Origin of the sequence: Mailhella massiliensis, assembly GCF_020741395.1 — a bacterium.
Lineage (GTDB): Bacteria > Desulfobacterota > Desulfovibrionia > Desulfovibrionales > Desulfovibrionaceae > Mailhella > Mailhella massiliensis_A.
In genome coordinates, this window is record NZ_DYZA01000194.1 from 1 (window position 1) to 15,070 (window position 15,070).

8 protein-coding genes are annotated in these 15,070 nt (G+C 64.9%); 3 read left to right on the top strand and 5 right to left on the bottom strand.

From position 1 onward, the window contains the following. Window positions 1–134 precede the first annotated feature (134 nt). The 3 genes from K8W16_RS09620 (at window position 135) to K8W16_RS09630 (ending at window position 6,652) form a co-directional block, all read left to right on the top strand. The gene (locus tag K8W16_RS09620; RefSeq protein ID WP_304123001.1) at window positions 135–1,367 is read left to right on the top strand and encodes an exonuclease SbcCD subunit D C-terminal domain-containing protein; all 1,233 of its coding nucleotides are present in this window, start codon (window positions 135–137) and stop codon (window positions 1,365–1,367) included. Continuing rightward, window positions 1,355–5,050, top strand: a complete 3,696-nt coding sequence (locus K8W16_RS09625; protein WP_304123004.1) for an AAA family ATPase — start codon at window positions 1,355–1,357, stop codon at window positions 5,048–5,050. The genes K8W16_RS09620 and K8W16_RS09625 overlap by 13 nt, the downstream gene beginning before the upstream one ends. A gap of 363 nt (window positions 5,051–5,413) precedes the next feature. Then, window positions 5,414–6,652, top strand: a complete 1,239-nt coding sequence (locus K8W16_RS09630) for an MFS transporter (RefSeq protein WP_304123007.1) — start codon at window positions 5,414–5,416, stop codon at window positions 6,650–6,652. Window positions 6,653–6,843: 191 nt separating this feature from the next. On the opposite strand, the gene K8W16_RS09635 is transcribed toward K8W16_RS09630, so the two are convergent. From K8W16_RS09635 to lysS, 5 genes are all read right to left on the bottom strand, one after another. Beyond that, window positions 6,844–7,503: an HAD family hydrolase gene (locus tag K8W16_RS09635; RefSeq protein WP_304123010.1), complete on the bottom strand. Its 660-nt coding sequence runs from the start codon at window positions 7,501–7,503 to the stop codon at window positions 6,844–6,846. 758 nt (window positions 7,504–8,261) lie between these two features. Beyond that, window positions 8,262–10,949: an outer membrane protein assembly factor BamA gene (gene bamA, locus K8W16_RS09640; RefSeq protein ID WP_304123013.1), complete on the bottom strand. Its 2,688-nt coding sequence runs from the start codon at window positions 10,947–10,949 to the stop codon at window positions 8,262–8,264. Next, a complete protein-coding gene (locus K8W16_RS09645; protein WP_304123016.1) occupies window positions 10,930–11,646 on the bottom strand; it encodes an ABC transporter ATP-binding protein in 717 nt (238 codons plus the stop codon). The genes bamA and K8W16_RS09645 overlap by 20 nt, the downstream gene beginning before the upstream one ends. After that, on the bottom strand, window positions 11,639–12,868 hold the full coding sequence (locus tag K8W16_RS09650; RefSeq protein ID WP_304123018.1) for a lipoprotein-releasing ABC transporter permease subunit: 1,230 nt from the start codon (window positions 12,866–12,868) through the stop codon (window positions 11,639–11,641). The genes K8W16_RS09645 and K8W16_RS09650 overlap by 8 nt, the downstream gene beginning before the upstream one ends. A 48-nt stretch (window positions 12,869–12,916) precedes the next feature. After that, window positions 12,917–14,422 (bottom strand): lysine--tRNA ligase, encoded by a 1,506-nt coding sequence (gene lysS / locus K8W16_RS09655; RefSeq protein WP_304123020.1) that lies wholly within the window; start codon window positions 14,420–14,422, stop codon window positions 12,917–12,919. Window positions 14,423–15,070: the final 648 nt, after the last annotated feature.

Sequence of the window (15,070 nt, forward strand, 5' to 3'; positions counted from 1 at the left end):
TTCCGCCACGGATTCCCCATGACAGCCCCCCCCGCCCCGTGATAAACATGGGATCCGGCGGCCTTCCCCGGAGCCCCGCCGTGGCCTTCCGGCGGAAACTCTTCCCCCGCCCGGCATATCCCGGAAAAGAAAACATGATGAACATACTCCACACCTCCGACTGGCATCTCGGCCATCAGCTTTACGGCAGGCGACGGCATGAGGAATTTCAGGCCTTTCTCGCCTGGCTTCAGGGCTTTGTGCGCGAGAGGCAGGTGCATGCCCTGCTCCTTGCCGGGGACGTCTTCGACAGCGCCCTCCCGGGCACGCGGGCCCAGGAGCTTTACTACCGCTTTCTCGGCGACCTGCTCTCCCCCGGGAGCCCCTGCCGCCACATCGTCATCACCTCGGGCAATCACGATTCCCCGGCCTTTCTGGATGCGCCGGATATTCTGCTTTCTTCCATGGGTATTCACATTACAGGCCGCGCCCGGGAGCCGGAAGGCGAGGTTCTCATGCTGGAAGGCCCGGAAGGCGAGCCTGAGCTCATCGTCTGCGCCGTGCCCTTCCTGCGGGAAAGAGACCTGTACCGCGCAAAAGAAGGCGAAGGCATGCAGGAGCGCGACCGCCTCATGGCCGAGGGCATGAGGGAGCATTACCGCCGCGCGGCCCTGAGGGCGGAAGAACTGCGCGCGGGCAGGGATATCCCGGTAATCGCCATGGGGCATCTTTTCACGTCGGGCGGGGCCCTGAGCGAAGGCGTGCGGGAACTGCGCATAGGCTCCCTCGGGCAGGTGGATGCGGGCATCTTCCCCGAAAGCCTCGACTATGTGGCCCTCGGGCACCTGCACCTTGCGCAGAAGGCGGGCGGGAGCGAGCGCATACGCTACTCGGGCTCGCCCCTGCCCCTGAGCTTTGCCGAAGCCGCGCGGCCCAAGGAAGTAGCCTTGCTGCGTACTGCGGGGCGGCAGGTGCGCGTGGAGCGCGTGGGCGTGCCCTCGTTCCAGCGCCTGGAAAGCGTGGAAGGCGCTCTTGCGGACATAGAAGCGCGGCTTGAGGAGCTTTCCGCATGCGGGCAGGCCGTATGGGCGGAAGTGACGTATACGGGCGCGGCCCCTGCGCCCGACCTCAGGGAAAGGGTGGATGCCCGTGCCCGAAACGGCCTGGAAATACTGCGGGTGCGCAGCGCCCGGCCCATGCCCGAGGGCATGGATGCCGACGCGGGGCGGGAAAACCTGGAGGAAATGGGCGTGGAAGAAGTGTTTGAGCGGAGGCTCAGGGAGGCCTTTCCCGACGCCGACCCCGAAAGCCCGGAGCTGGAAGGGCTGCGCGCCCTCTACCGCGAGGTGCTCGCCATGCCGGAAAGGGAGGAAACATGCGCATCCTGAGCATACACATACGCAACCTCAATTCCCTTACCGGAGACTGGAACATACGCCTGGACACGCCGGCCTACGAAGGCGGCATTTTCGCCATCACCGGGCCTACGGGCGCGGGCAAGAGCACCATACTCGATGCCGTATGCCTTGCCCTCTACGGCGCGACGCCGAGGCTTGAGCGCATCACCAGAAGCGGCAACGAGATCATGTCCCGCCACACGGCGGACTGTGCGGCGGAAATTTCCTTCCGCACCGGGGCGGGCACCTACCTCTGCTCCTGGAGCCAGTCGAAGGCGGGCAGGAAAGTCTCGGGCAGGCTTCAGCCGCCGAGGCACCGGCTCTACGACGACAAGGGCGCATGCCTTGCGGAAAAGACCACGGAAGTAGCGGAAAAAGTTCGGGAAATCACGGGCATGGATTTCGGGCGCTTTCTTCAGTCCATGCTGCTTGCACAAGGGAAATTCGCCTCTTTCCTTCTGGCGGACGGCGATGCTCGCGCCCCGCTTCTGGAGCGCATCACGGGCACGGGCATCTACAGCGAAATTTCCATGCGGGTGCATCAGCGCAACCGGGAGGAGGAGCTGAAGCTCGCCGAGCTGGATGCGGCGCTTGCCGGGAAAAACCTGCTCTCCCGCGAAGAAGCGCAGGCGCTCGAAGAGCACGCCGCCGCGCTTCAGGAGCGCTGCGGGGAGCTGGCGCGGGAGGAAGCGAGGCTCGGGGAAGAGCTGGCGCGCCATGAAAGGGCACAGAAGCTTCTGTGCGACGAGGCCGCCCTGAGGGCGGAACAGGAGGAACTTGCCCGCGCGCAGGCGGCCTTTGCCCCGGAAAGGGAGCGCCTCGAGCGGGCTCGCCTTGCCCTCGGCCTTGCGGGGCTTCTGGAAGCGGCCTCCGTGCGGCGCGAGGAGCAGGCCAAGGATACGGCGCAGCGGCTTTTCCACCAAAACGAAAGCCCGCGGCTCGACATGCGCAGGAAGGAGGCGGAAAAGGCCCTCGAAGCCGCGCGCGCAGCCCTTGCCGCAGAGAGGGAGGAAACGGCGGCCCTGCGGGAAACGTGCGCCCGCGTCCGCGCCATGGACAGCGACCTTGCGGCAAAAGCGCGGGATATCGCCGCCCTTTCCCTGGAGCTGGAAAACAGGAAAAATGCCCTTGCCCTCAGGGAAAAGGAACGCGACGCGCTCCGGGGGCGACGCGAGCAGCGGCAGAACGCCCTGCGGCAGCTGGAAGAGCGGCGGAAGGCCTGCGCTGCGGATGCCGCGCTTCAGGAAGCGCTCGGCGCTCTCTTTCAGCGCCTTGCCCGGCTGAAGGAGCGGGAAGCGGAACACGCCGCCGCCCTGGCCGCACTGGAAGAGCGCAGGAAGGCGCAGGCGGCGGCCCTGGCCGCGCTGGAAGAAAAAAAACGCGCCGCCCGTGCGCTGGATGAGGAATCCGCCCGCAAGGAAGAAGAGCGGCGCGCCTTCCTTGAAGAGAAGGCGGCCCTGCTTGCAGGGAGGGGCACGGCCTTCCACCGCGCGCGCAAGGAGGAGCTTTTCTCCCGCCTTGCGCGCATCGACGCGGCGCGGGAATACGCCCGCCTCATCCCTGCACGCCGGGAAAAGGAAAGGGAACTTGCCGGGAAAGAAAGGGAGCTTGCCCTTGCCCTGGCGCGCGAGAGGCAGGAACTTACCTCCGGCCGGGCCACGCTCTCGGCGCTGCACGAAGCCCTTTTTCTGCGGGCGAAGATCAAAAATTACGAAGAGGAGCGGCAGAAGCTCCGGGAAGGCCGTCCCTGCCCCTTGTGCGGGAGCCTGCATCACCCCTTCGCCCGGGGCCTGCCCCCTGCGGAACCGGGCGGGGAGGAAGAGGCGGCGCGGCTGGAAAAAAGGCTGGAAGAGCTCACCGCCTCCCTTGCCGCCCATGAAAGGGACGCGGCGCACGCCGAAAGCGCACGGCGCGAGCTCAGCGAGGAGCTTCAAAGCCTTTCCGCACGCCTCGGTGCGCAGTTGAAGGACATGTTTCCCCTGAACGGCTCCTTCGGCACGGCGGAAGAGGAAGAGGCGCTGGAAAAGGATATGTTCGGCGCCCTCGCCCTTGAGGAAAACTCCGCCCTTCCGCCGCTTCTGGACAGGCTGCGCGCGGGCACGGCAAAGGCCCATGACGGCATCTCCCGCCTTCTGGCGGAAGTGCAGAAGCGGGAAGAAGGGGAACAGCGCGCCCGGGAAGCGCGGGAAGAGCTGGAAAAAAAGCGGAGCGAGGCCCTCAAGGCCTCCCTGGCGCTGGAAAAGGAACTGCTCCGCCTCGATACGGAGGCGCACAGTCTGGAAAGCGGCCGGAGCCGGAGCGAGGGACTCTGCCGCGAAGGACGGGAAGCGCTCTGCCGCGACCTGCGCTTTTTCGGCGTGCAGGCTTCCTCCACGGAAGATATGGAAAAGGCCCTGCGGAGCCTGGAAGCGCGGCGCGAGGCCTTCCTTGCCCTGGGCCGGGAAGCGGAAGGGATGCGGCGAGAGCTGGAGGATATGGCGCTGGAGCTTTCGGCCCGCACGGAGGACATGGCAGGCTCGCAGGCCGCCTGCGCCGAAGGGGCCGGGAACCTCGCCCGCATGCAGGAGGAGCGGCATGCCCTCACCCTTGCGCGGCAGGAGCTTTTCAACCTGCGCGACCCGGCGCAGGAAGAGGAGAAGGCAAGGCTCCGGCTGCGTTTCCGCGAGCAAGAGGAGGCGCGGCTTCTGCGCGAGGCGGAAAGCGCGAAAAGCGCCCATGAGCAGGCCGAAAACACCCTTGCCGTGCTGGATGGGCGCATTGCCCGGCGCACGGAAACGCTCCTTCAGCTGGAGAAGGAGCTGGCCCGCGGCCTGGCCTCGGCGGGCTTTGCGGGCGAGCAGGCATGCCGCGATGCGCTCCTGCCCGGGGAAGCGCTGCGCGGGCTGGAAGAAAAAGAATCGCGGCTTGCCCGGCAGGCCCTGGCCCTTCAGACGCGCAGCCGCGAGCTTGCGCGCAGGAAGGAGGATGCACCCGCCCCTGCGCTTCCCCGGGAGGAATGTGCGGAAAAGAGGGATGGGGCCCTCAGGAAGCGGGAAGAAGCGCTCAGGGAGCTCGGCGCGGTACTGGAAAGGCTGAAGGCCGACGCGGCATGCAGGAAGGAGGAGCGGGCCCTCAGGGAGCGCCGCGAGGCGCAGGCCGCCCTGTGCGGCCGCTGGAAGGGCCTGGACGCGCTCATAGGCTCGGCCGACGGCAAGAAATTCCGCAACTATGTGCAGGAACTCACCTTCCGCTCCCTGCTCAGGCTCGCCAACCGCCAGCTGGCCCTCATGACGGACCGCTACGAGCTCACCTACAGCACGGAAGAGGCGCTCACCCTCAACGTCATAGACCGCTATCAGGCCGACGCGGTGCGCTCCTCGCGCAACCTCTCCGGCGGGGAAAGCTTCCTTGTGAGCCTCGCGCTGGCGCTGGCCCTGGCGCAAATGGCCGGGCGCAACGTGCGCGTGGACTCCGTGTTCCTCGACGAGGGCTTCGGCACCCTGGACGAGGAGGCCCTGAACACCGCCCTCGACATGCTCGCCGCCCTCCATGAAAAGGGAAAAACCATAGGCATCATCTCCCACGTTCAGGCCGTGCGCGAGAGGGTGCCCGTGCAGATACGCGTGGAGCCCTGCGGCAACGGCAGAAGCCGCCTTTCCGGCCCGGGCGTGAAATGCGGGGGCGCGGAAGGCTGAGGCGGCCCGAAAAATGCGCGGAAGGCCCTTGCCGGCGCAGTTCCCCATACTGGCCGCGGAAGATACCATGCCGGGAAGGCATGGGCGCCCCCTGCCCGAAGCTTCCCCATACCCGCCAAGGCCCGGGCCGGAAAGGCGCTCCGTCCTGCAAAAATGCCGGAAGCCTCCGGGCGCGGGCAACGCTTCCTTGCGGGCAGGGGCCGAACCCGGGAGCGGCCCCTGCGGGGAGAACCGGGACGCAAAGGCAAGGGCAAGAGCCGGAAAAGACGGCCTTTGTCTTGCTCCCGCACGGAAACGGGCGTATGATGGGGGAAAATACGTTCTCCCTCCCCGCATATACCCCTCCATGCAAGGATCTCCGCCATGAAAACTTCTCCCCCGAAAGAAAATACCGGGCAGGCGCTTTTCACCAGAAATTTCTCCCTCATCTGTCTGGCCAATCTCTGCACCTGCATGGCCGGCTATTCCATCATGCCCGTGCTGCCCCTCTACCTCATGGACGAGCTGCACTCCCCCAAGTCCGTCATGGGCGCGGCCATGGCCGTGTTTCCCCTGGTGGCCCTGCTCTTCCGCCCCGTCTCCGGCCTCATTGTGGACAGGTTCAACCGGAGGCTCGTGCTCATCATCTCCACCCTTGTCTGCATGGCGTGCTTTCCCCTCTGCCTCGCGGCGGCGGGCGTCATGCTTTTCATGTTCATACGCCTTCTGCACGGCGTGGCCTTTTCTTCCATGACCACCTCGCAGGCCACCCTTGCCGTGGACTTCATGCCCGAAGGAAAAATAGGCACGGGCATAGGCATCTTCAGCAGCACCGTGTCCCTCGGCATGATCTTCGGCCCCATGCTGGGCCTTTTCGTGGCGGACGCCTTCTCCTACGCTGCGGCCTTCTGGGTGCCCTCGGCCTTTGCCGCAGCCGGGGCCGTGTTCCAGGCGTGTCTGCACCCCCGCAGGCAGAAGGCTCCCGAGCAGAAAAAGATCACGATGGACATGCTCTTCATGAAAAGCGGCGCCTGGGCCCTCGCCGCCCTGCTCATCGCCGCCTTCATGCAGGGCATGATCACCAACTACATTTCCGTGCTCGCCCGGGAACACGGCCTTGCGGACTACGCCAGCCTCTATTTCCTGCTCATGGGACTGGGGCTCATGGCAAGCCGCCTCTTCTCCGGCTATATTACCGACCACGGCTTCACGGTGCACCTCATCTGCACGGCGGAGCTCTTCACCATGGGCGGCGTATGGCTGCTTTCCTCCACCAGCTCCCCCACGGTATTCGTGCTCTGCGGCGTGCTGCTCGGCATGTCCATGGGCGCGCTCACCCCGAGCTATCAGACCATACTCATGCGCCTCTCCCCCAGGGACAGGCGCGGCGTGGCGAGCTCCATGTACTTCATCGGCATGGACGGCGGTATTTTCCTCGCCCTTGTGAGCGGCGGGCTCATTGCCGAGATCATGGGCATGGCCGCCGCCTACCGTGTGGGCGCGACGGGCCAGCTCCTCGCCCTCGCCGTATTCTTCCGCTTCGTCGTGCCGCAGCTTAAAGAATGCAGGGCCGCCGAAGATCCGCGACCGACGGAAAAGGCGCAGTCCACGGAGCTTTCCTGAAAGACCGGGGGACAGTCCTCGCCCCTGCCCGGGATTTCCCTGAAAAAAAAGCCCGCACGGGCGGGCGGAAGGCGCAGGGCAGAACCCCGGAGCCTGTGCAGGGAAGGAGCGGGCAGGCGCTTCCCGGGCAGGGGGGGCGCCCCGGGAAAAAATCCTGCCTGCAAGGGCCCCCGGCGGGCAGGGCGTGCGGTTCAGCGCGCCGCGCCGAACAGGGCGGGCAGCTCCCCGGGCGCGTCGATGAAGCGCGAGGCCCCGGCCTTCTCAAGAATATCCCTGTCGCGGAAGCCCCAGGTGACGGAAAGGCAGTCCACGCCCGCGTTTTTCGCCGTCGCTATGTCCACTTCCGAATCCCCCACATAGAGCGTGCCTTCCCGGGAGGCGCCGAGCTCCTCCATGGCGGCGAGAAGGCCGTCCGGCGCGGGCTTGCGGCGCACGCCCTGCCTTTCGCCCATGGCGGAACCGAACACGCCGCCGAAATATTCCCCGTTCATGTCCTTGACCTGGGCGTCGGGCTTGTTGGACACGATGCCGAGCCTGAGCCCGCGCCCCTTCAGCGCCTCGAGCATGTCCATAATCCCGGCATAGGGCCGGGTGTGGTCGCGGCAATGGGCCGCGTAGTGGACGCGGAAAGCGGCCATGGCTTCTTCAAACAGGGGGTTATCCTCCCCGCCGGGCAAAGAAAGCTCCATGAGCCTGCGCACGCCGTTGCCCACAAAGCCCCGCACCTCCTCCAGGCTGCGCCGCACCTTTGTGCGGCCGGAAAGAGCATGGTTCACGCTCAGCATGAGGTCTTCCAGCGTATCGAGAAGCGTGCCGTCGAGGTCGAAAATCACCGTATCGTAATGCTGCATGATGGTATCCTTGAAAAACGTCGTGGAAGAAGGCCCGCGCCCCCTTCTTCCGTCGGGCGCCCTTCCTGCGCCGCATCCGGGACGCCGCCCTTTGCCGCTGGGGGAAAAGCGAAAGCCCCGGGCGCGTTGCAGGGCGCCCGCTTCCACCCATGCGCGGGGGGCTTCGGGGGGATCGAGTCCGTGCGAGGAACGTGGCCGCTTCCGCCCATGCGCGCAACGCTTCGGGGACATAGAGTCCGTGCGAGGAACGCGGCCGTTTCCGCCCATGCGGGGGGCTTCGGGGGCTGGCTCCAGTTTTTTACTTCCTGAAAAGAACTTCCACCCATGCGCGGGGGGCTTCGGGGGGATCGAGTCCGAGCGAGGAACGTGGCCGCTTCCGCCCATGCCGCGCGGGACGGGGAGAATCCGGGGCATCCTGCTTTGCCCATGCCGCATTGCCCATCATCCGGCCCTTCTTTCCCTGCAAGGAGCCCTCTTCTTCCGCGCCGCGCCATACCCCCGGCGCGGCGGCCGTAAACACGCGGTTCTTCGCAGAGTGCGGGCGGAACGCTTCCCTGCCGGAGGCCGGAACCGCCCCCCCTCCTGCCCGCCCTGCCCCGGCCGGGCTTTCGCCGGGTACGCAGAAACATGCCGGGAAGGGAAACGCATCGCCCGGCGCGCACGCTTTTTTACGACAAAGGGGGAGGCAAGCCTCCCCCTCTCTGTTGTTTTTCCTCCCGCCGCACGCCCGCACGGAGCCCACGCGGCGCGGCCCGATGCTAGAAGGCCTGACCCATGGAGAACTCAAAGCGGCCGCTGTGCCGGCGGGTACCGTCGGAGTTCTTGGAAAGCGGGTAGCCGTAGGCAAAGCGCAGATCGCCCATGGGGGAGCGCCAGCGAAGCTCCACGCCCGCAGAGGAATACACCTTGTCGAACACGCTGGAGCACTGGTCGCTGTCGACGTTGAAGCCTATGTCGTAGAAGGGCACTACGGCGAGGCCGAGCTCCTTCTTGAGCACCCAGATGTATTCGATGTTGGCAAAGCCCATGCGGTCGGAACCGATGGTTTCACCGGTCTCCGGGTCGCGAGGGGAGATATCGTCGTAGGAATAGCCGCGTATGCTGCGGATACCGCCTATCCAGAAGCGCTCGAACACGGGCACGGGCTTGTCGCCGTCGACCTTGTACACCGCGCCGGCCCTGCCGCGCACATGCAGGATGTTGGTATCGTTCAGCCCGTAGTAGAAGCCCGCTTCCACGATGGGCTTGAAGAAGCTGTCGTCGCCGCCGGTCCAGGGGCCGCCGTACTGCATGCTGAAGGATACGCGCGTACCTTCGGTGGGGAAGGTGGAGTGGTTGGTGGTGTCGCGGGAGACGCCCATGGACACGGTGCTCGCCCAGTGCCTGCCCTTGTAGGCCTGAATGATCCTCGAGGCGTTGTCCGACATATGGTAGAGGTTGTAGTTCTCGAACTTGTAGCCGAAGTTCACGCTCGTGTATTCGCCGATGGGGTGGAACAGGCCGAGCCTAACGCCCACGGAACGCTTGTAGAAATACGACCATTCCTCGTCGATGCCGTAGGGGCTCACGGAGAAGCCCCAGTAGGTGTCGAACAGGCGGGGGTTCACGAAGGAAGCTTCCAGGTACTGTTCCGTGGAGGAGGTGTAGCCGGAAAGGCCCAGGGTGTAGCCGCGGCCGAAGAGGTTGTTTTCCGTGAGGGAGGCCATGACGCCGAACTTGTCGTAGGTGGAGTAGCCGAAGCCGATGCTCACCACGCCGGTCTCGGTTTCCTTCACGCTCATCTTGAGGTCCACCTCGCCGGGCACGCCCGTGGGTATCACGGAGGGGTTCACCTCGCTGAAGTAGCGCGTCTTCTCCAGGCGCTGGGCGGAACGGCGCATCTTCGCGCCGCTGAACTGCTGGCCGTCGGCAAGGCGCATCTCACGCAGGATGACGTTGTCGCGGGTGCGGTGGTTGCCTTCCACCTCCACGCGGCGGATGTACTGCCTCTCGCCGGGCTTCACGGTGTAGACCACGTCCACCACGCCCTCCTCGGGACGGGGCTTCGGGTTCACGTTGATATCGGCGAAGGCGTAGCCGTAATCGCTGTAGAAGTCCGTGAGGGCCTTCACGTCGTTCTGCAGGACTTCAAGGTCGAAGTAATCCCCGGCGGCCTGATGCTCGTCCATGGAGATTTCCTGCATGATGCGTTCCTTCGTGTCGATGAGGTCGCCCTGAAGTATGACTTCGCCCACCTTGTAATGCACGCCCTCGCGCACGCGGAATACGACGCGGATGCCGTCTTCCTCATACTGCACCTCGGGCGCGGCCACCTGGCCGTCCACATAGCCGTTCTTCATGAAGTAGCTGCGTATGGCCTGGGAATCGCGCTCCAGAAGGTCGTCCTTGAGCACGCCGGACCCCGTGAACCAGGAGAACATGCCCCGCTCCTTGAGGGAAAGGAAGTCCTTCACCTCGTCGGGGTCGATTTCCTTGAGGCCCTCAATGGCCACTTCCTTGATATAGAGCTTGTTGCCTTCCTTGACCTTCAGCACCAGTACTGCCGCGGAGCCGTCGCTTCTCGGCTGCACCGCGTAGGTGACTTCGGCCAGATAGAAGCCCTGCTTGTGGTAAAGGTCCGTCACCTTCTGCAGGTCCTCGGCAAGCACCTTTTCGTTGAGCACGGAATCGGTGTGCGTGGACATGGCTTCCGTGATATCGCCGATGCTCACGGCCTCGGAGCCTTCCACCCGGACTTCCGCAATGCGCGGCTTCTCTTCCACGGTGAAGACCAGCGTCTGCCCGGCCGGGCCGGGAACCACGTCGGCGCGCACGTCGTTGAAATAGCCGAGATCCCAGATGCTGCGCACGTCGTTGTCCACAGTTTCCTCGCTGAGAGGCTCGCCCTCGCGGGAGGCGACGCGCACGAGCACCCTGTCCTTGTCGATGAAGCGGAGCCCCTTCACGTCGATGCCGGCAAGGCCGCCGCGCACCGACTTTGCGGCCGAGCGCACGGGGGAGGCCGCGTCCAGGGAGGAGACCACCTGGCCCACCAGGCTGTTCACCACGGGATGAAGCTCAAGCAGGTTGGCCCCTTCCATGTGGAAGGACTGCGCGCCGCCGCCGGAAGCCGCCACCAGCTGCATGTCGAGGCTGAAGGCTTCGCCGAGCTGGTTCAGGCTGCCGTACACGGCATAGCCCGCCTTGGCCGAGCGGGCGCGGGCGCGGGCGGAGGATGCATCCATGGCCGTCGCCTTCCCCGAAGAAACGGGAATGGCCTTCACACCGTAATTTTCAAGCCCCTGACGCACCAGCGTGGGGATATCCCCGGCAAGCTGCTGCCCGGCGGAAGGAGCGTTGACGGCAAAGGGCAGCACCAGCACGCGGGTCTCGGCCGCCGACGCCTCGCCCGCCCACACCAGAAGGCACAGGGCAAAGCATGCCAGACTAGAAAGAATGTTGCGCATAAAGCTCTCCCGATCTCAGTTCAAGGCTGCGGTCCATATTCTCCGCAAGTTCCCGGTTATGCGTCACTATGATGAGAGTCATGCCCGTGTCGCGGTTCAGCTGCCGGAGCAGCTCCGTCACGCGGGCGCCCGTTTTTTCGTCGAGGTTGCCGGTGGGCTCGTCCGCAAGCAGCACCCGGGGCCGCAGGAGCGTGGCGCGGGCAATGGCCGCGCGCTGCCTCTCGCCGCCGGAAAGCGTGGCCACATGGTGGTTCAGCCTCTCCCCGAGGCCCACCTTCTCCAGGGCCTCGGCCGCAAGGGAAAGGGCCTTCGACCGGGGCATACCTGCAATGAAGGCCTGCATGGCCACGTTCTCCACAGTGGTGAATTCCGGCAGAAGGTGATGGAACTGGAACACGAAGCCCAGTTCCCTGTTGCGGAAATGCGCCGCCTCCCGGGGGGTGAGGGCGGAAAGGTCGCGCCCGTCGAAAAGCACGCGGCCGCCCGTGGCCCTGTCCAGCGTGCCCAGAATGTGCAGCAGCGTGGATTTGCCGCAGCCTGAAGAACCCACTACGGCAAGAGCCTCCCCGGCGCGCACCTCAAAATTCACGTCGCGCAGTATGGTCAGTTCTCCGGCCGGGCTTTCCACAATCTTCTGGGCGTGCTCCACCAGATAGAGGGGAGCCTTGCCGGAGGAAGCATCCATGTCGTTACTCATAGCGAAGGGCCTCGGCAGGCACAAGGCGCGCGGCCTGCCTGGCAGGATAGATGGTGGCCACAAAACACATCAGCATGGACACTGCCCCGATGAGGAAGATATCCAGAGGCTCGATGATGACCGGAAGCGTGTCCATCATGTACACGCCCGGGGGAAGCTCGATGAACTGGTACTTCTTCAGAAGCAGCGCCAATGCGATTCCTAGCACATAACCTATGGCCGTGCCAACCGCCCCGATAATGGCTCCCTGAAGCATGAAAATGCGCCTTATCCCCGCCGCCGTGGCCCCCATGGATATCAATATCGCGATATCCTTGGTTTTCTCCATGACGAGCATGACAAGGGAGGTGATGATGGAAAAAGATCCCACCAAAATCACCATGAGAAGAACGATGAACATGCCGAACCGTTCGAGCTGAAGCGCGGCGAAAAGGTTGGCGTTCATGTCTATCCAGTTGCGGACGTAATAGGGAGGGCCGAGCCTTTCGGCCACGTCGTCGGCTATCTTCGCCGCGTCGTAGGGTTCCTTCACAAAGGCCTCAAGGCCGGAAACATGGCCCTCGGGATAGCCCATGAGCTCCTGGGCGGCGGAAAGGGAAACATAGGCGAGGCGGCTGTCGAAATCGGACATGCCGGACTTGAAAATGCCCTCCACGCGGAAGGAACGCAGCTTGGGCACAAAGCCCGCCGTGGTCTTCTGCCCCGCCGGGGACATGAGGTTCACGCGGCTGCCCACCTGAAGGCGGAAGCGCCGCGCAAGTTCCTGCCCCACCAGCATGCCCGCGGGCCCGCCCTCGCGGGAAAGGTTCTCAAGGCTCCCGCTTTCGAGGTGATGCAGCATGGGCATGGCCTCGGCCGCCTGCAAGGGATCTATGCCGCGCAGCACAAGGCCCGTGGCCCCCTGCGGCGTGGAGAGCAGCACCTCGGCGTAGAGGAAGGGCGTGGCGGACACGACGCCCGGCGTCTCCCGCACCCTTTCAAGCGCCCCCGCCTCCTGCGTGAACATGCCCGGCCTTGTCGCCATGATCATGAGATGCGGGCTTGCGCCGAGTATCTTCTCGCGCATCTCGGAGGTGACGCCGTTGTACACGCTCATGACGATGACGAGCGCGGCCACGCCTATGGCCACGCCCAGCACGGACATGAGGGATATGATGGAAATGAACGTGCGCTTGCTCCTCGAGGTGAGGTAGCGCGACGCGATGAACAGCGGGTAGGACATGCTTTTCCCCTTGGCAGGGCGGCCCGGAGGCCGCCCGGGAAAGAAAGGCTACGCTTCCGGCCTGAGCAGCGGGAAGAGCAGCACCTCGCGGATGGAAGGCTCGTCGGTGAGCAGCATGGTCAGGCGGTCGATGCCGATGCCCTCGCCCGCAGTGGGCGGCATGGCGTATTCCAGGGCGCGCAGATAGTCGTTGTCCAGGGGGCAGGCCTCGTCGTCGCCTGCGGCCTTGGCCTCCGCCTGGGCCTCGAAGCGCAGGCGCTGGTCCACGGGGTCGTTGAGCTCGGAGAAGGCGTTGCCGTATTCGCAGCCGCAGATGAAAATTTCAAAGCGGTCGGTGATCTCGGGGTTTGCGTCGTTCCTGCGGGCAAGGGGCGAAATCTCGGCGGGGTAGGCGTAGATGAAGGTGGGCTGCACGAGCTTCTCTTCCACGTCCAGGTCGAAAAGGCGCGACTGAAGCTTGCCGAGCCCCTCGCTTTCCATGAACTTTTCCCCGCGCGAACGCAAATAGGCGCGCACTGCCTCGATATCGTTATAGAATTCCGGCCTGTGGCCGCCCACTTCCTCCAGGGCCTGATGGTAGCTCATGCGCTTCCAGCGCCCGGGGGTGAGGTCGATTTCCTGCCCCTGATAGGTGATGACCGTGCTCTTGCACACCGCAAAGGCGATGCGGGCGAAAAGCCGTTCCGTGAGGTCCATGAGGTCTTCGTAGGTGGCGTAGGCCCAGTAGAATTCGCAGGAGGTGAATTCGGGGTTGTGGCGCGTGTCTATGCCTTCGTTGCGGAAGCAGCGGTTGACCTCAAAGACCCTTTCCATGCCGCCCACGATGAGGCGCTTCAGATAGAGCTCGGGCGCGATGCGCAGGTACAGATCTATGTCGAGGGCGTTGTGATGGGTGACGAAGGGCTTGGCCGCCGCCCCGCCCGCAAGGGCGTGGAGCATGGGCGTCTCCACTTCCATGAAGCCGTATTCTTCCATGAAGCGGCGCAGTTCCCGCACGATGAGCGAGCGCTTGCGGAAAATCTCCCGGGCGCGGGGGTTCATCACAAGATCCACATAGCGCTGACGGTAGCGCGATTCCACGTCGGTCAGGCCGCTGTGCTTGTCCGGCAGGGCGCGGAAGGATTTGCTCAGAAGGCGCACGCTCTCGCAGCGCAGGGTGAGTTCCCCGGTCTTCGTGCGGAAAAGCCTGCCCTTCACGCCCACGATATCGCCCACGTCCAGCTTCCTGAACGCGGCAAAGGCCTCGTCCCCGAGCAGGCTCTTTTCCGCATAGCACTGGAGGCGGCCGGTGCGGTCCATGAGGTGGAAGAAGATCACCTTGCCGAAGGAGCGGGAAGACATCATGCGGCCGGCAAGCTCGAAGACGGTGTCCAGCGCGTCGAGCTCATCCTCTCCCAGGGCCTCGTATTCCGCATGCACGGGCCCGGCCTCGTGCTTTCTCCTGAAGTCGTTGGGATAAAGGGGAATGCCCGCGTCCATGAGGTCGCAGGCCTTGCCCACGCAGTTCTTCACAACTTCATTGAGTTCGCCGTGCTCGGCGAAATTCTCCAGCATGGGCATGAAATAGGCCGCATGTTCCGACTTCGTGGCAAGCTTGATGGGCTTGCGGGTTTTCTTCTGTGTGTCCAAAAGGTACTCCGTTATTTGAAAGGCTGAGGCTCGGCCTTTTTCTGAAACGACGTCCGGAAGCTCCGCTCCGGCAGGGCACGACGAAAGACACGCTCGCGCGCCGTAAAAATATCTGCCTAGGCCAAATACTCACGGCCGTCAAGTCCGGCGTGGGCACGGGGCAAAGGAAGAACCCGGCATGCGGGGGGGGCATGCCCGCCGCAAAAGCCGGGGGCGCAAGAAAAAACCGCCCTGCCGGGGGGCGCAGGCGGGGCGCAAAGACGGCGAGACGAACCCGGGCGCAGAAAAAGACGCCCTGCCCTCCCCCGCGCATGGCCCCACAGGCCGAAGGAAGGCGCGGGGCGCAAAAGGCTCCCGGGGCGGAGGGGATGCGGGCGCGGGATGCTCCCGGGCGAAGGGGCAAAAGCCGGGGCGCCGGGGAAAGGCCGGGAAAAAGGCGCGAAAAAAACGCAGGGAGCGCGGGGAGGCGCGCCTTGTGTCAACTCAAAAGCCTTTTACTTGACACAACGCCCGTTGTGCAAACTGCGGTTGCATCACCCCCTCCGGCGCGGGGCGCGGGGAAGACGCGCGGGC